Here is a 21522-nt window from a genome sequence, read left to right on the forward strand (position 1 = left end):
AAAAACATCATTGATAAAATGCTGATCAAGCATAAACTTAGTGTGTCCCTACGCAAGTCACAATTTAATTAGAATCTTATGATCGACTTCAAACCCTCCATCAACTTTTGGCATGATTTTAAAAGCAACCAAACTGCGGGGATGTGGTTGTTTCTAGGTTCACGACGCTCTTTGCAAATTGTCCATCCTTCGATTATGCAGCTCATCTTCTGGGGGATTTTAGGTGGCTCAGCCAATACTTTATTTAGCTGGTTGAGCGCAGGAGAGATCGGTGACTTTAACCCACAAGGTTTGGTTAGTTACGCACTTTGGCCTTTCATTGCCCTGATTGTCGGGATTTTTCTGTCTCAACGGGTGAATAATCCGCGTTTGATGTTGGTACCAGCACTCCTTTGGTTGGTGTTGGATACGCATATCGCGTTATTACAAAGTTTTATCCAATATTTGGGCATGATTGATGTTCTGCCGTATTTCTTCTACGACTACCTGCCGAATGTGTTCATGGTGCTGTTTGTTTGGCAGAGTTTGGCGGTGGTGTGGGTGTTTTCGCGTGAGCTGAAATGGCCTTGGTGGGAGCGTGCCCTGATTGTCTTGGCCACGCTGTTTACCCTTGTGGTTTGGCAAATGTCAGTGACCAGTCAGCCGATTTGGAAAGTAGAAGAAACGCCACCAACCTTTGCAGAAGATGCCTTCTATGCACAAAGTCGCTTACTGAATAAAGCTCTAGAGTCTGTGCAATATGGCGAATTTGCCCAGTCACATTGGTATTTCCTTGGTGTGGCGGGAGCGAGTTATCAAGATGTATTTCGCTCAGAAGTCGAGCGAATCAAAGAACAGTTCGATACGCGTTTTGGTACGTTGGGCCGTTCGATGATGTTGGTGAATAACCCTGCTACACGGACAGAAATTCCGATAGCTTCTAAACACAGTATTGAAATGGCGCTGCGTCGTATGGGACAGCAGATGAACCGTGAAAGTGATGTGTTATTTTTATATATGACCTCGCATGGTTTACCGAACCAGTTCGAAATGGAAAATGCACCTTTAGACTTAACTCAGGTCGACCCGAAATGGTTACGTGAAACCTTAGATGCATCGGGCATTCGCTGGCGTGTGATTGTTATTTCATCGTGTTTCTCTGGAAGCTTTGTACCAGCACTGCAAAATGACAATACCTTGATCATTACTGCTTCGGCGGCAGACCGCCAGTCTTTTGGTTGTACCAATGAAGCCGATTATACTTATTTTGGTCGGGCGTTTTTTGATCAAGCAATGCGTGAACAAAACAGTATAGAAACTGCTTTTAGCCAAGCACAAAAGACTGTGAGTCAATGGGAAACAGCACAAGGTTTTGAACCGTCTGAACCACAGTGGTCGATGGGTAAAAATATGGAGCTGATGCTTCCACAACTTGAACAGCGCTTGTTTCCACCTAAAGCTGTTGCTACCCCTTAATTTGGATCTAAAAAGGAACCCTGATGGAATTAGTACAATCTAATCGTAGTTTTGATGGTGAACAGCGTATTTACCGATTTAATTCCATCAGCCTTCAAGGCGAGAGTAAGTTCGGCATTTATTTGCCGGCTCAAGCGCTAGCAGGGCAAGCGTGCCCAACATTATTTTATTTGGCAGGTTTAACTTGTACCGAAGAAACCTTTGCCATTAAAGCGCATGCGCAGCGTTTAGCAGCACAGCTAGGTCTGATTTTGGTAACGCCTGATACTTCTCCTCGTGGTGAACAGGTTGCGCAAGGTGATCATTGGGATATTGGGCAAGGGGCAGGTTTTTATATCAATGCCACCCAAGCGCCGTGGGCTGAGCATTTCCAGATGGAAAGCTATGTCGCTGAAGAGTTATATGATTTAGTGATTCAGCAATTTGCTGTACAAGCAGAGTGTATTGGGATTTTCGGGCACAGCATGGGCGGTCATGGCGCTTTAACCTTGGCCTTGAAACATCCTGAGAAGTTTAAGTCGGTGTCTGCATTTGCCCCGATTTGTGCACCAAGCCAATGTCCTTGGGGCGAAAAAGCGTTTTCAAACTATTTAGGTTCAGATCAAGCTGAATGGCTGAAACATGATGCAAGCGCTTTGGTCCAAACAAAAACAGCTCATTTTGCCGATATTTTAATTGATCAGGGTTTGAGTGATCAGTTTTATAGCCAGCTCAATCCTGCATTATTTCAGCAAGCTTGTCAGGCTGTGGGCCAGCCACTGACGCTTCGCGAACATGCAGGCTATGACCATGGTTATTACTTTATTCAAAGTTTTATTGATGATCACCTACAGTTTCATGCCGTACAGCTCGAAGCTTAAATCTTGATTTGTCATATTTATTCTTAATTTTTGACTAGAAATCATTCAGCACTGGCATTAACATGGTTGGGTGATTGATTTTTTGTTCTTAAAAAATAAAACAGTAAAATAATAGATAGGGTATACATGCAAAATTCAGAGGCATCTTTGCCACCTGTAGAGGCTTCTTTTGAAGCAAGCTGGCCACCTCCACCAGCCGTTCCCACGGATGAGCCAAACGCCTATTTGGGACAGACCTTTCGTTTCCAATTCCGTGGTAATGCCCGAGAGTACTTTGGCATTTGGATTGTGAATATCTTATTGACCATTGTTACCTTCAGTTTATATGCACCTTGGGCGAAGGTTAGACGTTTACGCTATTTTTATGGCAACACGGTGTTTTATCGCCGCAAGTTTGATTTTACGGGTGTACCTACACGCATTCTGATTGGTCGAATTATTGCTTTGGGCGTGTACTTTGGCGCTTCAGCTTTGGCTCAGGTATCTTGGCAAGCTTCTTTAATTGGTTTCCTCATCATATTTCTACTTGTGCCGTGGTTGGTACGTTCTACTATTCGCTTTCGTGCCAGAAACAGTAAATTTGGTAATAGCCGCTTTTATTTTACAGGCACGACCAAAGAAGCCTATATCTTGGCGCTGAAAGGCATTTTGATTTACATCTTTACCCTCGGGATCTTTTTCCCTGTGCTGTTTTGGTATTTTAAAAAATATACGCTGGATAATTTACAACTTGGGCAGTTACGTTTTGAGTTACATGCCGATTGGCCTGACTATATGCGTGCCATGTATGTGCCCGTGTTTTTGTTTATTGGAATTGTCTTTGTTTTAGGATTATTCGTTGCCTTCACCCTTCAAGTGGGGAGCAGTTCTCCAACCCAGTTTGGGATCATCGTGGCGGTGATTTATATGATTGCTGCTTTTATGATTTGGCCGCTGATGATGGCTCGTATTTTTATTACCACATGGAATAAAGCCACGTTGGGGCGTAGTCCTTTCCAAACGGACTGTGGTCAAATGCATTATGCATGGATCGTGATGACCAACTGGATTTTAAAAATTCTTTCGCTCGGTTTGTTATCGGCATGGGCTGCTGTGCGTTTGTATCAGTATCAAATTGAGTCATTAACTTTAACCCTAAAAAATGATCCAGATCGTATGTACAATTTGGCTCAAGATGACCCAAATGCGATAGCTGAAGAGCTGAGTGATATTTTTGACATCGATATTTCGCTGTAACGAGGCTTAAATGCAGGAACAAAACATCACCTTTTATGATGGGCAGATTTCTAAGCCTTATCCAGCCACGATTGCACCGATAGATAGCGAAACGGTGTTGATCTGTTATAACCAGCAGCAACGTCGTTATTACTATGCAGATATGCAGTTGATTGGGGCATTGGGGCAGATTCAACCTGTGATTGAGTTGAAAGATGATGCACGGATTGAATTTCCACAAGCATTGCCTGACTGGTTTGAGCTGAACAAAAAGCATGTACAGCATTCGATTTGGAAATTAGAACGCTCACCAAGTCTCATCTTGTTTAGTGTGGTGTTTGTTGCCGCTTTTATCTTCGCCATTTTAAGATGGGGTATTCCAAGCGCAGCACATTATGTCGCGATGCAACTACCTGCCGATACCATCTATAAACTCGGCGATGAAGCGCAAGAACAAGTGTTTAAGCTGACGGGACCTTCGACTATCCCTCTTGCACGTCAAAAACAAATCATACAAAGCTATCAAGACCTTGTTGCCAATGGGCAACCTGCCAAAGTACTGTTTCGTGCAGGTGGACAAATTGGAACGAATGCTTTAGCGCTGCCAAACAACACCATTATTTTGACCGATGAACTGGTTAATTTAGCCAAAGATGATCATGAAATTATTGGGGTTTTAGCACATGAGCAAGGGCACTTGGTCGAGCGACATAGCTTACAGCAAGCCTTATCCAGTTTAGGTTTTAGTGTGCTGTTGATTGCGGTGACGGGGGACAGTTCGGCCTTATTTACAACTTTGCCTGTGGCTTTGGTTGGTGCCAGTTATTCACGCAATTTTGAAAGTGATGCGGACTTGTATGCCATGCATGTCTTGGATAAAAACCAGATTTCAAGCTTACATTTAGCGAATTTCTTGGCACGTATGGAAGCCGATGCTCGTGCCGAAGAGGAAGAAAAGCAGCCGCAAGGGAAGTCTGAAGAAGAGGAGGAAGGTGGCATTGGTTCATTCTTCCAAAGTCACCCTGCGACCCAAGAGCGTATTGCTGCTATTCGCCAATTTAACCAACAGCAACGGTTATCAAACTAATTTCATTCAGCCGCTGACTTAAACTTGTGTCCATGTTGCTGTGAGTGGCGTTTGTCCCATACGGATCAGGTGGTCTAAGACCACGTGTTCTAAGTGACTCAATTTTTCTTCACTCGCCTCAATGCTGACATGTAAATGTTCGGCTTGAGGACTTAAAAGGACCCGTGCTTCAGGCATGATAATGGTAAAACTACTGGGTTCTTGTTCGATTTCAAACTTATGTTTCCAATGATTCACCAGTCGTTTTGCAATTCGAGCCGCATCTGTCGTGACAATATCCGCAGTACTTTTCATATTTACCTCGTCGATTGATCATTAACCATAACAGTTTCAAGCCAAATGAAAAGTTGAATGTTGCAACGCTACGTTGCAAATTTAGAAAGCTTAAAGCTTTCTTTTTTCACAAGTCCCAGTTCAAAAGCTGAATTTGCTATAATGTTTTTATTCCCTTTTGTATAAGCCAGGTACACGCATGTCCAAGCCTTATTTAATTGCACCATCTATTCTCTCTGCTGACTTTGCCCGTTTAGGTGAAGACGTTGAACATGTACTTGCAGCAGGTGCAGACGTGGTTCACTTTGATGTGATGGATAACCACTATGTGCCAAACCTGACTTTTGGTGCGGGTATTTGCAAGGCACTCAAGAACTACGGCATCAAAGCCCCAATTGATGTTCATTTGATGGTCAAACCTGTCGATCGCATGATTGGTGACTTCTTAGAAGCAGGCGCTGACATTATTACCTTTCATCCAGAAGCCTCTGACCATATCGACCGTTCTTTACAGTTGATTAAATCAGGCGGTGCAAAAGCTGGTTTGGTCTTTAACCCAGCAACGCCGTTACATTATTTAGATTATGTGCTCGATAAAGTCGATCAAATTTTGTTGATGAGTGTGAACCCAGGTTTTGGCGGTCAAAAATTTATTCCGATGACTTTAGACAAACTGCGTGAAGCACGCAAAATTATTGATGCTTCAGGGCGTGATATTCGTTTAGAAGTGGATGGTGGTGTGTCACCTGCAAATATTCGCGAGATTGCAGAAGCGGGTGCAGATATGTTTGTTGCTGGTTCAGCCATTTTTGGAAAACCAGATTATAAAGCTGTGATTGATGATATGCGTGCAGAGCTTGCAAAAGTGGGTGCGGTAAAGGTTTAAGCTCATAGGTATAAATGCTATACAGACTGTGGATAACTTTATGGATAAACTGGTGGATATCTATGTTGATAACGATATGGATAACTTGATTAATATTCAAACGTTTACACAGCAATGGTTTAGTATTTAGACGTTAAATGTATAAAAAGGACTCATTTGAGTCCTTTTTTATGGTGTGAAAGCCTGATTGTTACTGATGCTTTATTCATCTTTACTTAAAAATAGCGCTGTTTAAAAAATAACTTTATTGTTTAAGTGTGCGTAGTGGCTAAACTGTCGCAGTAATTGAATTTAAATTTATAATCTTGTGTATAAGCCATTCTTTGCTTATCCTGTTGATTGGGATCAGCAACAAAAGGTCAGGCATTTACATGCACAGAGCGTTTTGTTGCGTTGAAATATCATTCTTCACTGACTAAATAGGATTGATTGTGCGTTCATTGCTCAAGACACATTCTTGGTTTGTCTTACTCATTACCTTGGTAATGGGGTGGAGTGGTATTGCCCAAGCTTCGGCAGCGCCGATGCATCAAATGATGCAGCTCAGTATGCAGGCTGCAACCAGTGAGCAAAGTTCAGCGTATGAAGCAGGTATGCAAAGCATGCTCGACTGTCATCAAACGAAATCATCGAGTCCAGTCTCTGGACATCAAATGCATATGGCTCAGACCGACATAACAGCGAAGAGCAACTGCCATGCCTCGGATATGCTGCAAAATAAGCAAGTTCAGTGTCAGGAGTGTGCACAGTATCACTGCCAAACGACGCTGACGCTTTTAGACGTTGAACCGCTTGCAGTGGTTCAGCTTGAAGCCGCTTTAGTACAATCATCCCCCCATTTTTGTTATCAAGCTCAACATTTAGTGGGCTATTGGCAAGAAATTCTACGTCCTCCTAAAGCCTAATTCTGATTTTTAAAACTTTATTTTTAAAATTATTAGGATTTAGTCATGTCTATTCAATTTAAACAAAGCCTCATCCTTGGGGCATGTCTGATGTCATCTTCTTGGAGCTTTGCCGCAGTTAAAGAATACCAATTGGTGATTGATGAAAGTCCAGTAAATTTAACAGGCAAGTCGCTCAAGCGGATTAGTGTCAACGGACAGTTTCCAGCTCCCTTGCTTGAATTTGAGGAGGGCGACGATGCTGTCATTCGGGTTAAAAACAACTTAAAAAAACAGGATTCATCGATCCACTGGCATGGTTTGCTTTTGCCCGGGCTGATGGATGGTGTGCCTGGTTTTAACGGGTTTAATGGTATTCAGCCGAAGAGCGAATTTGTCTATAAGTTCAAAGTGCGCCAAAGTGGCACCTATTGGTACCATGCGCATTCTAAAGGACAGGAACAAGATGGGCTGTATGGCGCATTGGTTATTTATCCCAAAGACAAAAAGCCTTTAGCTCAGCATGAAAAAGCCGAGCGTGATTATGTGGTGATGCTGTCGGACTTCCATGAGCAGAGTAGTGAACAAATTCAGAAGAATTTGAAGATTTCTGCCGAATATTATCAAAATCAGCGTGAAACCGTTGGTGACGTGTGGAAACAAGTACAGCGCGAGGGTTTAAAAACTGCGTGGCAAGACCGTTCCATGTGGAACCAAATGCGCATGCTAAAAACTGATCTGTCGGATGTCACGGGTTATACCTTCCTTATTAACGGTAAAACGCCTGAGCAGAACTGGACAGGTATGTTTAAGCCGAATGAGAAGGTTCGGTTGCGTTTTATCAATGCCTCCGCCATGTCTTTTTTTGATATCCGTATTCCTAATTTAAAAATGACCGTGGTCAGTGCAGATGGCCAACCCGTCAAGCCCGTTCCAGTGGATGAGTTTCGGATTGGAACTGCTGAAACTTATGATGTGATTGTGGAGCCGAAAGCAGGGCATTATCAAATTGAAGCAGAGTCTATTGATCGTTCAGGCTACGCCATTGGGACTTTACACAATGAGTTGACCCCAATGGCACAGAGCATAGATATGCCTGCGCCACGTCCACGCTCATTGTTGACCATGGACGATATGGGACACGGCTCAGAACATTCAGGTATGGATCATTCACAGATGAACCATGAAACAATGCCTAAAATGGATCATTCGAAGATGAATCATGCGGCGATGGCTGGTATGGATCATTCAAAGATGAATCATAAGACCATGTCTGAGATGGATCATACACAGATGGGTCATGTGCAACAGAATACGACAGCAAGTTCGGTACAGAAAGCTGTTACACCAGTGTATGGTTGGGCGAATGCCTCTACCCCTAAAGGCGACAAGGCATTGCAATATAGCGATCTGAAATCCTTAGAGCCTCAAAAAGATACCCGTGAGGCGACGAGCGAGTTGGTGATTCGTTTGGGTGGAACTATGGAACGCTATTTGTGGACCATCAACGGGAAAAAATTTAGCGACGCTGAACCGTTGAAAGTAAAGTACGGCGAGCGTATTCGGATCAAATTTATTAATGACAGTATGATGGCGCATCCGATGCATTTGCACGGTATGTTTATGCAACTGGAAAATGGGCAAGCCGCCGTTAATATGCCGAATAAGCACACGTTGATTGTGCCACCGGGCAAAACAGTGACTGCTTTACTAACTGCTGATGAGTTAGGCGAATGGGCCATTCACTGTCATCTGCTGTATCACATGAGCTCAGGCATGATGAATAAACTGATTGTGGCCAATGTGAGTGATAGTCAAGTGTCCACCACCCCAATTCAAGGGCAAAAAACAGCAGCTCAAGCTGAACCAAAAGGAGATGAACATGCGCATCACTAATCTTTTTTCAGGTTTTGCCCTAGTTGTTAGTGTCTTATTGAGTTCGTTTGCTATGGCTGCCGAATCTCATGCACAGCATGAAAAACAAAAAGCCAAATCTACAAGCCAAGTTCAGTCCAAAGATATGGCATATGAGCATCATCAGCATAGTGCCGATGAGCATACTCAGATGCTGAAACAGAAAAATGCGGTTAGTCAGTCTTCATCGGAGAAGCAAGCTCAGACTCAATCAAGCAAACAGTCGAAGGCTCAGAAAGGAGATCATCATGTACACCATTAATCTTTTTTCTAAAAGCATAGTGAGCAGTTCTTTCGTGTTGATGAGTGCTGCGGCTATGGCGCATGAAGGGCATCATATGCCTGCTGAAGCAAATGCAAATATGCCCATGACCACTGAGCCTGTGATGTCACAACATACACAGCATCAGGCGATGACTACTCCAACTCAAGCTGCTCCACAGGCTAGTGCACAACATGTACAGCAGATGAATCATGATTCAACAGCACATACGCATGATCACCGCAAAGAGCATGGCGCGCAAATTTATGCGGTCACCACTGTCGATAACAAATGGTTGCTGAATGAAGACGGCGATGGTGGTTTAAAGTCTGAGTTTGAAACCCGTATCGGGACAGATGAAAATAAGCTGTTTATCAAAGTACATGCAGATAAGCAGGAATCGCATAAGGCTGAGTATGATGCCAAAGTGCTATATAGCCGTATGATCTCAGACTTTTGGGATGTACAGGCGGGTGCACGTTACCGAGCTGAAAAAGTGGAGCATGAACAGCAGGAATGGGATACGGAAGAAAAAGTGGATGGGGTGCTTGGCTTACATGGTTTAGCGCCGTATTTCTTTGAAACTGATGCATACGTATATGCTGGTGCAGACAATTATGCTGCGTTTAGTTTAGAAGCTGAGCGGGACTTGTTACTGACCCAAAAGCTGATTTTCAAGCCTTATTTAGATATGAATATTATTTTCAGTGATGACTCTAAATATGCCAAAAAATCGGGTCTCAGTAGTGCAGCCGTTGGTCTTGAGACACGTTATGAGATCAGCAAAAAAGTCATGCCTTATGTGGACATTGCCTATGAATATAGCAAAGGCAATGAAGCGACGGCTTGGCAGGCTGAAAGTGACGAAGAGAAAGGTTGGCAGTATGGAATGGGTATTCGCTTTAAGTTTTAAGTCGGACGTTTAGGTTTAAAGTAAATATCTGAGATTGCACCAATATTGTGCTGAAAGAGTGATCTGCTGGTTCGGATCACTCTTTTTTGCGCTTTAATGATTTCTAAGTATGAAAATAATTCATTTTGGTGCGCTCTTTGCTATAATTTGAGGCATATTTAGGAGGAACGACCTCCCTCATATTGAGAAAATTCGTCAGGACGGCCTGACTCTAGTGAAGAGGAGTCAGTATCATGGCTTGGGTTTTTCTTATCTTTGCGGGTCTGTTTGAAATCGTTTGGGCATATTCAATGAAACTGTCTGAAGGATTTAGCAAACTTACACCCAGCATTATCACCATTGTGTTCATGATTTTAAGTTTTGGTTTACTGGCCTATGCAATGCGAACATTGCCGCTAGGGACTGCGTATACCATTTGGACTGGAATTGGTGCGATAGGGTCTTTCTTGGTGGGGATTTTTATTTTAGGTGAGCCCGCGACAGCTATGCGGATGTTTGCTGCGGTGCTGATTGTATCGGGACTGATTTTGATGAAACTCTCATCCAGCTAAATTCATTTAAATATGTAGAGCTTCAAGCGATCCTTCGTTTGAAGCTTTGTTGTTTCTGCTCGGAATAAAAGGTGTTTTGCGTATGGCGTGGGTGATTTTAATAGTTGCAGGTTTACTCGAAGTGGTTTGGGCCTATGCAATGAAAGTATCGGATGGTTTTACTAAACTGACACCGAGTATTTTAACCCTCGTATTTATGGTGGCCAGTTTTGCGCTGCTGTCTTATGCCATGAAGACCTTACCTTTGGGCACTGCCTATACGGTTTGGACAGGGATTGGCGCGATTGGTTCATTTTTGGTTGGTATCTTGATTTTAGGTGAACCTGCCAATGCCATGCGGATGCTCGCAGCGGTTTTAATCATTTCTGGACTTGTACTGATGAAACTTTCATCGTCATAATGTTGCATACATAGACAATTTTTGTGGTAAACCATGTAACACAGAAGTGATTCCAGCGATGAAACTGAAACGGATTCAGCTTCGGATTGAAAAAGAAGTGTTAGAAAAGTCATGGAAAACCAACCGTGGGCATGTGGCACATTTAAAACAACGCCATCAAGATAGTTAAATACTCCATTTCAAAGCTGACTGATTCATTTTGTGCCGAAAATAAAATCTAGAATTTAAAAAAAGCCAGTCCATTTCTTCATGGACTGGCTTTTATCTTTGCAGTTTTTTTCTAACTTAAAAACGCTTTGGAATTTTTTGACCGCCTTCAACAGGTGTTTCAGCCTGTTTTAATACGCCAAAGAGCCATGTTTCGGCATGATGTACTGCGACTTTAACACTGTCACCTTGCGCCAAACGACCTGCAATAAAACTCGCCAGCGAACAACCTGAACCGTGATATTCGCCTGCTAAACGCGGGCAGCGAGTTTCAGAAATGAGCTCGCCATTCACAAACAGGGCATTACGAATATAGTCTGGTGTGTCTTCATGACCACCTTTGACCAGTACCGCTTTGGCACCCATTTCAAACAGTTTTTGTGTTGCGGCATCTAAGTCATCAAGACCTGTTAACGCTCGTAGTTCAACTGTATTTGGGGTAATAATGTCCGCCAATGAGATCAGTTCAACAAAAGCTTTGACTAAGGTTGTTTGATCACCCAATGAACCGCCACTGTTTGCCACTAAAACAGGGTCGAGTACATACTTGTACTCAGGATGTTCACGTAGAAACTCAGCCAGTGCTGCAATATTATCTGTGGTGCCTAACATGCCAGATTTTACGGCTTTAATCGGTAAATCACCGACAACAGCGTGCGCCTGAGCTAATAACAATTCTTTTGACGTCGCTTCAAAGCCAAACACTTGTTGCGAGTTTTGAACAGTGAGTGCTGTACACGCAATGGCTGCATGCGCACCACTTTGACCAATCGCTTCGATATCGGCCTGTAAACCAGCACCACCTGAAGGGTCTAAACCAGAAAAGCACAGTACGGTTGCGCGCACAGAAATATCCTTGTTGCGAAAATTTGCGATAGTATAGGCAACTTTAGCAGAACTCTCGATAGTATTTTATTTAAAGCCCAAGAAGGATCAGCTGTGATTAAACATATTTTGCTAGATTTAGATGGAACCTTAACAGATCCGAAAGTTGGCATTACCACCAGTGCGCGTTATGGCTTAAACAAAGTCGGACACCCCATTGCTGAAGATCTAAACATTGACTGGATTATTGGGCCACCCCTAAAAGCGTCTTTGGCAAAACTCTTAAATGTTGCAGTGGACGATGTTTTGGCAGAGCAAGCTTTATTGGGCTATCGTGAGCGCTTTGCGGTGAAAGGTTTATATGAAAACCATTTATTTGCCGATGTTGAACCGACCTTAAAAAAACTGACCGAAGAGGGCTATCACTTGTATTTGGCGACAGCAAAACCTGAAATTTATGCACGTCAAATCTTAGAGCATTTCAATTTACTGCAATACTTTATCCATCCCTATGGCAGTGAACTGAACGGTGAGCGCACCAATAAGGGAGAGTTGATTGCTTATATTTTAGAAAAAGAGCAGTTAAAAGCGGAAGAGTGTCTGATGGTTGGTGATCGTGAGCATGACATTTTGGGTGCACGTCGTAACGGCATTGAAACCATTGCGGTGGAATACGGTTATGGTTCTGATCAAGAGTTGACGGAAGCCGCACCTAAAGCACGAATTAAAACCTTTGCCGATGTCTTGGACTTGATTTAACGCAGACAGAATTTAATTCGGACAGGATTTAAATAACGTCTTTTTCGACTGCGCACGACTTTTCTATATTGAAACAGTCGTGCGCAGGGATTAAAAATTAAATGCCTAACATACGTCTAATTTCATTTGCTAACAGTGCAGGATTGGCCTGTTGATGCGGAATGCTAAGGCTGTTGAAGCTATCACCACGAAATTTACGATCCACTTCCAAAAGTACATGGGTTTGATGTTGCTCTGCCACAAAGGACACTTCAACTTCATTGATGCTGTTGAACAATTGCGTAGGTTTAAATTCAAGTTCTTGATAACAACCAATGCTTGAGTGGAAGCCATTGCCTCGTAGTTGACCTTTTTCAACATCGACGGTCATCAACTGAAAACCGCATTGCTGCATGGCTTGAATAAACGCCTGCATAGCCGGTGTCGGTAAAATCTGTAAATAGTCTTTATCCGTTGCATCGAGCCCCCAGTCCACATCTAAATGCGTATGTAACCACACTCGGGTTTTATTGATGCGGCAAGGCACATCTGTAACTGGTGTTTCAAAGGGCAGTTGAATCGAAAAAGGAAATGCATGTGACTGATGGGCTTGTAACTCAAAAGCCCCGCTAATGTGCCATTCGGCAATACTTAACGCGCTATTGTACTCAGCATCGTCTGACTCAACCTCGGCTGTGGTCATGAGCTTTAAATAAATACCGTTGATAATTTTATTAGACGCAGCACCTTTAAAAATAACCTCACCTTGAATGGCTTGACCCGCTTGTGGTGCGGTGGTGTGTAGACGAGTATCGACTTGAATGCCTTGTAAGCCAAGGCTAGACATGAGTTTGTTAAACATGGTGCAGAACTTCCAATAGGGAATCGATAGGTTTTAAATATTTAAAGTGAATGCATTTTTAAAATGCGTATTTTTAATAAGCTGTTAGCGAATGTCCAAATAAAAACTTTCTTTGACTTCTTCCATCACAATGTAACTGTGCGATGATGCTGAAGAGGGCAGTTTTTTCAGTAAATCACCCAATAGGCGTCGGTAGGCACTCATTTCTTTTAAACGGGCTTTGACCAAATAATCGAATTCACCTGAGATCAGATGGCATTCTAAAACCTCAGGAATTTCGACCAAGTCACGTGCCACTTGATCAAACACATCGCCAGACTTGGCAGATAGCTTAATTTCTAAAAACACCAATAAGTTTCGATCGACCAGTTGTGGATTGAGGCGTGCGTAGTAACCCATGATAATACCGTCGCGCTCTAAGCGTTTGACGCGTTCCGAACACGGCGTTGTTGAAAGGTTAACGCGAGAGGCCAATTCACTAATCGCAATTCGTCCATCGCGCTGTAAAATGTCTAAAATCTGCTGATCAATCCGATCTAATTTACGCATTATAAATTTCCTATGTTTAGAATTTTAGCGCGACAAAAATGGCGATTTACCTAGATTATAATATTAAAAACAGTGAAAAAAACTATTAACCTAAAAATATACTAGTGAAATAAACTAGTGTGTGTAAGGGATCAGTCATGCGTGTAATTGTCTTAGGTAGTGGTGTCATCGGTGTTGCAAGTGCGTATTACCTTGCACAACAAGGCGCAAGCGTTACGGTTTTAGACCGTCAAGCTGGTCCTGCTGAAGAAACTAGCTTTGGTAACGCAGGGCAAATCTCTCCAGGTTATTCTACACCGTGGGCTGCACCTGGTATTCCGTTTAAAGCCGTAAAATGGATGTTCCAACACCATGCACCGTTAGCGATTAACATCGATGGTAGCATGTGGCAGTTGAACTGGATGGCGCAAATGTTGAAAAACTGCAATCCACAAAGCTATGCTATTAACAAAGAGCGTATGACGCGTGTTGCTGAATATAGCCGTGACTGCTTACGTGAACTGCGTAAAGAAACAGGCATTCACTATGAAAACCGTGCGAAAGGAACTTTGCAGGTTTTCCGTAATGAAGCACAGCTGGATGCAGTACAACGTGACATTCAAGTGTTAAAAGAATGTGGCGTCGACTACGAACTATTATTAAAAGATGACTTAGCCAAAGTCGAGCCAGCTTTAGCCTATGCCAAAGACAAACTGGTCGGTGGTTTACACCTACCGAATGATGAAACAGGTGACTGTTACTTATTTACCAACGCTTTGGCAAACCTTGCGAAAGACATGGGCGTAGAATTTAAATTTAACCAAAATGTTGAAAAACTTGTGGTTGAAGGCGATGAAATCAAAGGCGTGGTGGTTGATGGTCAAGTGCTTACAGCAGACCGTTATGTGCTTGCTTTTGGTAGTTATTCACGTGATTTCTTGAAACCATTGAATTTGAATTTGCCTGTGTATCCTGTCAAAGGCTACTCACTGACCATTCCAATTGTAGATCCTGCATTTGCACCGCAGTCTACGGTTCTTGATGAAACTTATAAAATTGCCATCACGCGTTTTGACCAACGTATCCGCGTGGGTGGTATGGCTGAACTGAGTGGTTTCAACCACGGGTTAAACCAAGACCGCCGTGCAACCTTGGAGATGGTCACTCAAGACTTATTCCCAGGTGGAAACTTAGCTGAAGCAAGTTTCTGGACCGGTTTACGTCCAATGACACCAGATTCTACGCCGATTATTGGTGCGACTCGTTTTAAAAACCTATTCTTGAATACAGGACACGGCACCTTGGGTTGGACCATGGCATGTGGTTCAGGCAAGCTTATTAGTGACTTAGTGATGAATCATCAACCAGACATCAGTACTGAAGGCTTATCGATTCAACGTTACCCTTCAGCAGCCTAATCCGTTTTAGGTCATATTGATTCAAGGAAGAAGAAAATGCCACGTCCAATTACTGCAGTGATTCATAGCCAATCACTGCAGCATAATTTAAATGTTGCTCGCACTAAAATGCCGAATAGCCAAGTCTACGCGGTGGTCAAAGCCAATGCCTATGGTCATGGCATTGAACGCGTCTATCAAGCGTTCAAATCTGCCGATGGTTTTGCGTTGCTCGATTTGGCAGAGGCGAAACGTATCCGTGCTTTGGGCTGGACAGGTCCAGTTCTGTTACTCGAAGGTATTTTCTCAGAGCAAGACCTATTTGACTGCCATGAGTTGGGTCTAAGCTTCAGTATTCATAGTGAATATCAACTCGAATGGTTAGCGCGTTTTCCTTTAGAGGCGCAGTTCGATGTTTATTTGAAAATGAACAGCGGCATGAATCGTTTAGGTTTCCGTCCTGAACAATACCGTCAAGTGTGGCAGCAGCTTTCCAATTTGCCTCAAGTTCAACGTTTAACCCATATGATGCATTTTTCAGATGCCGATGGTGAGCGTTTCGGGCGTGATGGCATTGCGCATCAATGTCAGTTATTTGATGCCATTACCCATGATCTGCCGGGTGCACGTTCTGTTAGCAACAGTGCAGCCATCTTACGCCATGAACAGTTGCAGTCGGATGTGATCCGTAGCGGCATCATGCTCTATGGTAGTTCTCCAGATTATCCAAGCCACTCCATTCAAGACTGGGACTTGCAACCAGCCATGAGTTTGCGCAGTGAGCTGATTGCTATTCAGCAATTAAAAGCAGGCGATAGCGTTGGTTATGGCTCAAAGTTCATTGCTGAAACCGATATGCGTGTGGGTATTGTGGCTTGTGGTTATGCTGATGGTTATCAACGGATTACCGCAACAGGTACGCCTATTTTAGTCGATGGACAACGCAGTAGCTTGGTCGGACGTGTCAGCATGGATATGTTGGCGGTCGATTTATCTCACCTTCCAAATGCCCACGTCGGCAGTGAAGTGGTGCTGTGGGGTACATCGAAACAGGGTGCTGTGCTCAGCATTGATGAAGTCGCAGCAGGTTCAGGCACGATTGGCTATGAGCTGATGTGTGCTGTCACTGCACGTGTCAATTTTATCCAAGATTAAATTTTATTTTTATACAGTTTCATACAAGGAAAGACCTATGTCACATTCAGACATTCAAAAATTCAACACCAACGAAGTCATGAGTGCAGTCACTGTGTTTAATCAAGTGGTGTATTTGTCAGGGCAAGTGCCAAAAAATACCGACAATGATGTCGCAGGTCAGACCCGTGAAATTTTAGCAACAATTGATGAGCTTTTAGCTTTGGCAAATACAGATAAATCACGTTTGTTATCTGCTCAGCTTTACATCAAAAATCTCTCTGATTTTTCTACAGTCAATGCGATTTGGATTGACTGGATGAATGGTTGTGTAGCACCTTCACGTGCCACGATTCAGGCTGATTTGGTTAATCCAAACTGGTTGATCGAAATTGCAGTGACGGCTGCACAAAACTAATTTTTAAACTCTCCCCGTGTATATCAGCGCTTGGATTTCAACCGAAGTGCTGATGAGCGTATAAATGCCGCCCGTTAGGATAACGAGCACTGTATGAACATGGTTTATACGCAAAAAAAGACTTTAACAGGATGTTAAATTATGACGACTACCCCACAAGCTGACGGTGCAAATGCATCATCGCATGAATTACAACGGAAATTATCCAACCGCCACCTGCAATTGATTGCTATTGGTGGCGCGATTGGTACGGGCCTGTTCATGGGTTCGGGCAAAACCATCTCTCTTGCTGGTCCTTCTATTCTGATCATTTATATGATTATCGGGACCATGTTCTTCTTCCTAATGCGTGCATTGGGCGAAATTTTATTGTCAAATTTGCACTATAAGTCGTTTATCGATATGGCTCATGATCTGATTGGGCCGGGTGCGGGTTACTATATCGGTTGGTCCTATTGGCTCGGTTGGGTCTTGGTTGGTATTGCGGACTTGGCAGCCATTATTAACTATCTCGGCTTTTGGCTCCCGCCAGACATGGCCTTTACTCCCATGGGGCAGGCTTTAATCAGTGTCGGCTGTGTGCTGTTTGTCCTTGGGTTAAATTTGCTGACCGTGAAACTCTTTGGTGAAATTGAATTTTGGTTTGCTTTAATCAAAATTTTAGCCATTTTAGGGCTGATCGTGATTGGTGGCTTTATGGTGTTTAGCCATTTCCAAGCACCGGGCGGTTCAGTTGCAAGCTTCAGTCATGTTTGGTCGCATGGTGGTATGTTCCCTCAAGGTGGTAGTGGCTTTCTAGCAGGCTTCCAAATTGCACTCTTTGCCTTTGTCGGTGTAGAGCTGATTGGAACCATGGCTGCTGAAACCAAAGACCCTGAAAAGAACTTACCGAAAGCAGTGAATGCGATTCCAACCCGTATCATTTTGTTCTATGTCTTGTCATTATTTGTGGTGATGTCGGTGACGCCGTGGAATCAAATTCCTGCGGATCAAAGTCCGTTCGTTTCACTATTTTTACATGCAGGTATTCCAACTTCAGCCATCATTATGAACTTGGTGGTGCTGTCTTCAGTGATGTCTTCAATGAATAGTGGTGTGTTCTCTACATCACGTATGCTGTTTGGTTTGGCAAGAGAAGGGCAAGCACCACAGAGCCTAGCGCGTCTGTCAAAACGTGCTGTACCAGCAAAAGGCTTATTCTTCTCATGTGCTTTTATCATGGCAGGTGCGGCGCTACAGTACTTTGTACCAAATACGGTTGAAGCCTTTACATTAGCCAGCTCATTGTGTGTGATTCTGTTCATTAGTATCTGGAGCATTATTATGGTGTGCTATATCCGCTACCGTAAATTGCGTCCTGAGCTACATGCAAAATCGACTTTTAAAATGCCGGGCGGTGTTTGGATGTCTTATGTGGTCTTAATCTTCTTGTTCTTTACGTTGATTATTTTGAGTTTAGAGGCGGATACGCTTCGCGCATTGATGATCAGTCCACTATGGGTGATTATTTTAGCCGTGACGTATCAACTGCTGTACAAACCGCGTATGAAAAAACGTCTGTTAGGGCAGCAATTGGATAACTAAGTAACATTTATTCTGTACTCGTGATGTTTAAAAGAAAGCCCTGCATAAGCAGGGCTTTCTTTTTGCTTGAGCTGAATCAATGGGTTCTAATTCAGTGTTAGATCATTGTATGATTTTATATATAAAAGCTGTCTAAATCAGGCGATTTCAATTTTAATGAGGCACTTTAAAATTTTAATAATGATTTATGCGTAATTATAAAATTGACATCCTGCGTGGCGTGTCCATCCTGTTGGTACTGATTCACCATTTCAATATTCCGTATAAATTACACGATACCTTTCTCGGCATCCTAATCGGAGGCGAGAGCTTAAGTACCTTGATTGCCCGAAACGGCAACTATGGTGTGACCATGTTTTTTGTCATTTCAGGTTTTTTGATTACCCAGCATACTTTACAGCGTAGTGGATCTTTGGCGCAGATTAAGCTGAAAGATTTTTATATCCGTCGTATTGCCCGAATCATGCCGTGTCTGGTGTTATTGGTCGCGATGGTCAGTGTGCTCGGAAGTTTAGGATTGCAACCCTTTATCAATCAGTCGCCCAATGGCGTAGAGGTGTCCTATGCTGTGACTGTTCTTTCAGCTTTGAGTTTCTGGATGAATCTATTGATTATTGAATACGGCTGGGTGAACTATGCCTTGGGCGTATTATGGTCTTTATCGGTTGAAGAGGTTTTCTATTTGGCGTTTCCTGTCCTGTGTTTAGGGCTTGGTCGGGGCAAAGGCTTTATTGTTTTTTTGCTCGCTGTCATCGCGTATGCACCGTATTTTCGTGCACTCCATTTTGGCGAGGAAAGCGGCGCTTATCTGTATCATTATTTCTCCAGCTTTGATGGAATTGCCATTGGCTGCCTCACCGCAATGTATGCGCAACATTTTAAAGCTGCTATTTACAATCCAAAAGTAATTGTTGCTGTGACAGCGTTTCTAATGACCGCTTTATATTTTTATGCACCCATCAAAGAGGTGAGTACTTGGGGCATTAGCGTATGTGCTTTACTTACGGCGTTACTCATATTGTGTTTTACCCAAGACCTGAAAGTTAAACCTACCTCATACACAACACAGAGTTTGGTCTGGATTGGACGGCGTAGCTATGAAATGTATCTGTTTCATTTGATTATTCTCGGCTTAATGAAAGTGGTGTATTTTCCCAAAGAAACTGTAGCGGCTGAAAAGTTGATGTTGTTGCCTGTTTATTTTATCGCGGTGTTTATTTTGAGTTGGGCGATTGAGAAATATTATTCGACCCCGCTCAATTTAAAAATTCGTCAATCTTGGATACGCTCGTAGCGCGGATCTTTGGTTGTGCTGTTGATTTTTTACAGATATTAAAAAGCCCCGAATCAATCGGGGCTTTCATTTCAGAGATTTTAAAACGTCGGTTTAACCACGACTAAAATCACCACAGCAAATAAAATGAGGGTCGGCATTTCATTAAAGAAGCGCCAGAACTTGTGTGACTTGTAGTGCGCATGACCAATCAATTTCTTACGGTAATAACCGCAAACAAAGTGGTAAATCACCAACAATCCAACCAAACCGACTTTGAGGTAGAACCACAGGGCTTCATGGTAGTGGCGCGTTGCATCACCCCAATCCACCAAGAAGTGTGCCGTGATCAGTGTTGCAATCATCGATGGCCACATAATGCCACGGTACAACTTGCGTTCCATGACCTCGAAACGTTGATGACTGACGGCATCATCACTCATGGCATGGTAAACATAGAGCCGTGGTAAGTAGAACAATGCAGCGAACCAACACACCACGGCAATAATATGTAATGCTTTTACCCATAAGAAAGCATCAGAAGGAGCATCCATCAAGTCACCCTAAAATGGGCGGCTTAGCCTTCCCACTTTTTGAAAATGAGACATGCATTTACGCCGCCAAAACCGAAACTGTTACTCATCACAGTATTCAATTTTGCGTCACGTTTTTCAAGCACGATATCAAATGGTTTTGCGCCTTCATCCAGTTCAGTCACGTTGATGTTTGGTGCAATAAAGTCATTTTGCATCATTAGGACTGAGTAGATCGCTTCTTGTACGCCCGCTGCACCTAAGCTATGACCTGTCATTGATTTGGTTGAGCTCAATGGAGGAACTTGACCTTCGCCAAATGCACGTTCCATTGCTTTTAATTCAGTGATGTCACCAGCAGGCGTCGACGTACCATGCGTATTCACATAGTCAATTTTGTCTACGCCGTGTTGTTTTGCTTCTTCAAGTGCCATCAGTACACAACGTGTCGCACCTTCACCAGATGGCGCAACCATGTCTGCACCATCAGAGTTTGCAGCATAGCCCACGACTTCAGCCAAAATGTTGGCACCACGTGCTTGCGCATGTTCTAAAGACTCAAGCACTACAAAACCGCCACCGCCAGCAATCACGAAACCATCACGGTCTGCTGAATAAGGGCGAGACGCTGTTTCTGGTGTGTCATTGTATTTTGAGCACAGTGCACCCATCGCATCAAATAACAAGCTTTGAGACCAGTGATCTTCTTCACCACCACCTGCAAGCATTAAGTCTTGTTTGCCGAGTTGAATTAGGTTGTAGGCATAACCAATTGCATCAGCAGACGTTGCGCATGCGCTGGTAATGGTGTGTGCAACACCTTGCATTTTAAAAGCAACACCAACGTTTGCTGTAATTGTGTTCGACATATTACGTGGTACGAAGAACGGACCAACTTTACGTGCGCCTTTAGTGTCTAACAATTCTTTCATTTCAACTACAGATGCAGTTGAGCCACCACCTGAACCGCCCGCGATACCATAGCGTGGGTTGCCACCAATTTGCTCTGCTGTTAAGCCTGCATTTTCAACTGCAGCAACCGCAGCATTGTATGCATACATGGCACAAACACCCATAAAGCGTTTTAGCTTACGGTCGATACCATCAAAGTCTTGTTCAGCAGCAGCGCTGATATGACTTTTAAAATTGAGTTCAGCATAGGTTGGGTTAAAACGTGTCCCAGAAATCCCGTTTTGTAATGCATGAGTAACTTCTTCCAAAGTATTACCGATACATGAGTTGATACCCATGCCAGTGATTACTACACGTTTCATTTAAAGATCCCTTATATGGTGGTTTTGCAGAGTTGCGCTTAAAGATGAA

General features: G+C 43.2%; 23 protein-coding genes and 1 pseudogene. 18 read left to right on the plus strand and 6 right to left on the minus strand.

What is annotated here, in order from left to right:
* The first annotated feature begins 78 nt into the window (after positions 1 to 78).
* The 4 genes from GVX98_RS10560 to GVX98_RS10575 all read left to right on the plus strand — a co-directional run bounded on the left by GVX98_RS10560 (position 79) and on the right by GVX98_RS10575 (position 4617).
* Complete coding sequence (locus GVX98_RS10560) at positions 79 to 1455, plus strand: C13 family peptidase (RefSeq protein ID WP_078426258.1); 1377 nt, start codon at positions 79 to 81, stop codon at positions 1453 to 1455.
* A 23-nt stretch (positions 1456 to 1478) separates the two neighbouring features.
* Positions 1479 to 2315 (plus strand): S-formylglutathione hydrolase, encoded by an 837-nt coding sequence (gene fghA / locus GVX98_RS10565; RefSeq protein WP_159128048.1) that lies wholly within the window; start codon positions 1479 to 1481, stop codon positions 2313 to 2315.
* A gap of 126 nt (positions 2316 to 2441) precedes the next feature.
* Positions 2442 to 3551, plus strand: coding sequence for a YjgN family protein (locus tag GVX98_RS10570; protein ID WP_004694984.1), 1110 nt, complete (start codon positions 2442 to 2444; stop codon positions 3549 to 3551).
* Between the two features lie 10 nt (positions 3552 to 3561).
* Entirely contained in the window at positions 3562 to 4617 is a 1056-nt protein-coding gene (locus tag GVX98_RS10575) for a M48 family metallopeptidase (protein WP_159128049.1), read from the plus strand.
* A gap of 18 nt (positions 4618 to 4635) precedes the next feature.
* Here the strand turns inward: GVX98_RS10575 and GVX98_RS10580 are convergent, their stop codons facing one another.
* Positions 4636 to 4911 (minus strand): DUF2218 domain-containing protein, encoded by a 276-nt coding sequence (locus tag GVX98_RS10580; RefSeq protein ID WP_004984216.1) that lies wholly within the window; start codon positions 4909 to 4911, stop codon positions 4636 to 4638.
* A gap of 178 nt (positions 4912 to 5089) precedes the next feature.
* Here GVX98_RS10580 and rpe point away from each other — a divergent pair, with 178 nt between their 5' ends.
* From rpe to GVX98_RS10620, 8 genes and pseudogenes are all read left to right on the plus strand, one after another.
* Positions 5090 to 5776: a ribulose-phosphate 3-epimerase gene (gene rpe, locus GVX98_RS10585; protein WP_004694978.1), complete on the plus strand. Its 687-nt coding sequence runs from the start codon at positions 5090 to 5092 to the stop codon at positions 5774 to 5776.
* Positions 5777 to 6207: 431 nt separating this feature from the next.
* Positions 6208 to 6681: a hypothetical protein gene (locus GVX98_RS10590; RefSeq protein WP_159128050.1), complete on the plus strand. Its 474-nt coding sequence runs from the start codon at positions 6208 to 6210 to the stop codon at positions 6679 to 6681.
* Between the two features lie 45 nt (positions 6682 to 6726).
* The gene (locus GVX98_RS10595; protein ID WP_159128051.1) at positions 6727 to 8556 is read left to right on the plus strand and encodes a copper resistance system multicopper oxidase; all 1830 of its coding nucleotides are present in this window, start codon (positions 6727 to 6729) and stop codon (positions 8554 to 8556) included.
* Entirely contained in the window at positions 8543 to 8836 is a 294-nt protein-coding gene (locus GVX98_RS10600; protein ID WP_159128052.1) for a hypothetical protein, read from the plus strand. The genes GVX98_RS10595 and GVX98_RS10600 overlap by 14 nt, the downstream gene beginning before the upstream one ends.
* Positions 8823 to 9749 (plus strand): copper resistance protein B, encoded by a 927-nt coding sequence (locus GVX98_RS10605; RefSeq protein ID WP_159128053.1) that lies wholly within the window; start codon positions 8823 to 8825, stop codon positions 9747 to 9749. The genes GVX98_RS10600 and GVX98_RS10605 overlap by 14 nt, the downstream gene beginning before the upstream one ends.
* Before the next feature lie 233 nt (positions 9750 to 9982).
* Positions 9983 to 10300 (plus strand): quaternary ammonium compound efflux SMR transporter SugE, encoded by a 318-nt coding sequence (sugE, locus tag GVX98_RS10610; protein ID WP_005400191.1) that lies wholly within the window; start codon positions 9983 to 9985, stop codon positions 10298 to 10300.
* A gap of 82 nt (positions 10301 to 10382) precedes the next feature.
* On the plus strand, positions 10383 to 10700 hold the full coding sequence (sugE, locus tag GVX98_RS10615) for a quaternary ammonium compound efflux SMR transporter SugE (RefSeq protein ID WP_010325989.1): 318 nt from the start codon (positions 10383 to 10385) through the stop codon (positions 10698 to 10700).
* Between the two features lie 37 nt (positions 10701 to 10737).
* Positions 10738 to 10869, plus strand: a pseudogene (locus GVX98_RS10620) (NERD domain-containing protein); the annotation flags it as partial.
* A gap of 116 nt (positions 10870 to 10985) precedes the next feature.
* Here the strand turns inward: GVX98_RS10620 and GVX98_RS10625 are convergent.
* Entirely contained in the window at positions 10986 to 11753 is a 768-nt protein-coding gene (locus GVX98_RS10625) for a hydroxymethylpyrimidine/phosphomethylpyrimidine kinase (protein WP_004984240.1), read from the minus strand.
* A 93-nt stretch (positions 11754 to 11846) separates the two neighbouring features.
* Between GVX98_RS10625 and GVX98_RS10630 the strand changes: the two genes are divergently transcribed.
* Positions 11847 to 12491, plus strand: coding sequence for an HAD-IA family hydrolase (locus tag GVX98_RS10630; protein WP_004984242.1), 645 nt, complete (start codon positions 11847 to 11849; stop codon positions 12489 to 12491).
* 97 nt (positions 12492 to 12588) lie between these two features.
* On the opposite strand, the gene GVX98_RS10635 is transcribed toward GVX98_RS10630, so the two are convergent.
* The gene (locus GVX98_RS10635) at positions 12589 to 13332 is read right to left on the minus strand and encodes a sporulation protein (RefSeq protein ID WP_004984245.1); all 744 of its coding nucleotides are present in this window, start codon (positions 13330 to 13332) and stop codon (positions 12589 to 12591) included.
* An 84-nt stretch (positions 13333 to 13416) separates the two neighbouring features.
* Entirely contained in the window at positions 13417 to 13881 is a 465-nt protein-coding gene (locus GVX98_RS10640; RefSeq protein ID WP_004694947.1) for an Lrp/AsnC ligand binding domain-containing protein, read from the minus strand.
* Between the two features lie 137 nt (positions 13882 to 14018).
* Between GVX98_RS10640 and GVX98_RS10645 the strand changes: the two genes are divergently transcribed.
* The 5 genes from GVX98_RS10645 to GVX98_RS10665 all read left to right on the plus strand — a co-directional run bounded on the left by GVX98_RS10645 (position 14019) and on the right by GVX98_RS10665 (position 19687).
* The gene (locus GVX98_RS10645) at positions 14019 to 15278 is read left to right on the plus strand and encodes a D-amino acid dehydrogenase (protein ID WP_004694945.1); all 1260 of its coding nucleotides are present in this window, start codon (positions 14019 to 14021) and stop codon (positions 15276 to 15278) included.
* A gap of 36 nt (positions 15279 to 15314) precedes the next feature.
* Positions 15315 to 16412: an alanine racemase gene (gene alr, locus GVX98_RS10650; RefSeq protein WP_004984249.1), complete on the plus strand. Its 1098-nt coding sequence runs from the start codon at positions 15315 to 15317 to the stop codon at positions 16410 to 16412.
* A 37-nt stretch (positions 16413 to 16449) separates the two neighbouring features.
* The gene (locus GVX98_RS10655) at positions 16450 to 16809 is read left to right on the plus strand and encodes a RidA family protein (RefSeq protein ID WP_004694941.1); all 360 of its coding nucleotides are present in this window, start codon (positions 16450 to 16452) and stop codon (positions 16807 to 16809) included.
* Between the two features lie 141 nt (positions 16810 to 16950).
* Positions 16951 to 18393: an amino acid permease gene (locus tag GVX98_RS10660; RefSeq protein ID WP_004984251.1), complete on the plus strand. Its 1443-nt coding sequence runs from the start codon at positions 16951 to 16953 to the stop codon at positions 18391 to 18393.
* 187 nt (positions 18394 to 18580) lie between these two features.
* The gene (locus GVX98_RS10665; RefSeq protein ID WP_159128054.1) at positions 18581 to 19687 is read left to right on the plus strand and encodes an acyltransferase; all 1107 of its coding nucleotides are present in this window, start codon (positions 18581 to 18583) and stop codon (positions 19685 to 19687) included.
* Between the two features lie 80 nt (positions 19688 to 19767).
* Here GVX98_RS10665 and GVX98_RS10670 read toward each other — a convergent pair whose 3' ends face one another.
* Both GVX98_RS10670 and GVX98_RS10675 read right to left on the minus strand, forming a co-directional pair.
* Complete coding sequence (locus tag GVX98_RS10670; RefSeq protein ID WP_005011820.1) at positions 19768 to 20220, minus strand: CopD family protein; 453 nt, start codon at positions 20218 to 20220, stop codon at positions 19768 to 19770.
* Positions 20221 to 20243: 23 nt separating this feature from the next.
* The gene (locus tag GVX98_RS10675) at positions 20244 to 21473 is read right to left on the minus strand and encodes a beta-ketoacyl synthase N-terminal-like domain-containing protein (protein ID WP_004694933.1); all 1230 of its coding nucleotides are present in this window, start codon (positions 21471 to 21473) and stop codon (positions 20244 to 20246) included.
* Positions 21474 to 21522: the final 49 nt, after the last annotated feature.

The organism is Acinetobacter sp. 8I-beige (assembly GCF_902505955.1).
Lineage (GTDB): Bacteria > Pseudomonadota > Gammaproteobacteria > Pseudomonadales > Moraxellaceae > Acinetobacter > Acinetobacter johnsonii.

Bases quoted from the DNA above. Each gene is read 5' to 3' on its own strand.
- GVX98_RS10560 (WP_078426258.1), top strand. From the start codon at position 79: ATGATCGACTTCAAACCCTCCATCAACTTTTGGCATGATTTTAAAAGC.
- fghA (WP_159128048.1), top strand. From the start codon at position 1,479: ATGGAATTAGTACAATCTAATCGTAGTTTTGATGGTGAACAGCGTATT.
- GVX98_RS10570 (WP_004694984.1), top strand. From the start codon at position 2,442: ATGCAAAATTCAGAGGCATCTTTGCCACCTGTAGAGGCTTCTTTTGAA.
- GVX98_RS10575 (WP_159128049.1), top strand. From the start codon at position 3,562: ATGCAGGAACAAAACATCACCTTTTATGATGGGCAGATTTCTAAGCCT.
- GVX98_RS10580 (WP_004984216.1), bottom strand. From the start codon at position 4,911: ATGAAAAGTACTGCGGATATTGTCACGACAGATGCGGCTCGAATTGCA.
- rpe (WP_004694978.1), top strand. From the start codon at position 5,090: ATGTCCAAGCCTTATTTAATTGCACCATCTATTCTCTCTGCTGACTTT.
- GVX98_RS10595 (WP_159128051.1), top strand. From the start codon at position 6,727: ATGTCTATTCAATTTAAACAAAGCCTCATCCTTGGGGCATGTCTGATG.
- GVX98_RS10600 (WP_159128052.1), top strand. From the start codon at position 8,543: ATGCGCATCACTAATCTTTTTTCAGGTTTTGCCCTAGTTGTTAGTGTC.
- GVX98_RS10605 (WP_159128053.1), top strand. From the start codon at position 8,823: ATGTACACCATTAATCTTTTTTCTAAAAGCATAGTGAGCAGTTCTTTC.
- sugE (WP_005400191.1), top strand. From the start codon at position 9,983: ATGGCTTGGGTTTTTCTTATCTTTGCGGGTCTGTTTGAAATCGTTTGG.
- sugE (WP_010325989.1), top strand. From the start codon at position 10,383: ATGGCGTGGGTGATTTTAATAGTTGCAGGTTTACTCGAAGTGGTTTGG.
- GVX98_RS10635 (WP_004984245.1), bottom strand. From the start codon at position 13,332: ATGTTTAACAAACTCATGTCTAGCCTTGGCTTACAAGGCATTCAAGTC.
- GVX98_RS10640 (WP_004694947.1), bottom strand. From the start codon at position 13,881: ATGCGTAAATTAGATCGGATTGATCAGCAGATTTTAGACATTTTACAG.
- GVX98_RS10645 (WP_004694945.1), top strand. From the start codon at position 14,019: ATGCGTGTAATTGTCTTAGGTAGTGGTGTCATCGGTGTTGCAAGTGCG.
- alr (WP_004984249.1), top strand. From the start codon at position 15,315: ATGCCACGTCCAATTACTGCAGTGATTCATAGCCAATCACTGCAGCAT.
- GVX98_RS10655 (WP_004694941.1), top strand. From the start codon at position 16,450: ATGTCACATTCAGACATTCAAAAATTCAACACCAACGAAGTCATGAGT.
- GVX98_RS10660 (WP_004984251.1), top strand. From the start codon at position 16,951: ATGACGACTACCCCACAAGCTGACGGTGCAAATGCATCATCGCATGAA.
- GVX98_RS10665 (WP_159128054.1), top strand. From the start codon at position 18,581: ATGCGTAATTATAAAATTGACATCCTGCGTGGCGTGTCCATCCTGTTG.
- GVX98_RS10670 (WP_005011820.1), bottom strand. From the start codon at position 20,220: ATGGATGCTCCTTCTGATGCTTTCTTATGGGTAAAAGCATTACATATT.
- GVX98_RS10675 (WP_004694933.1), bottom strand. From the start codon at position 21,473: ATGAAACGTGTAGTAATCACTGGCATGGGTATCAACTCATGTATCGGT.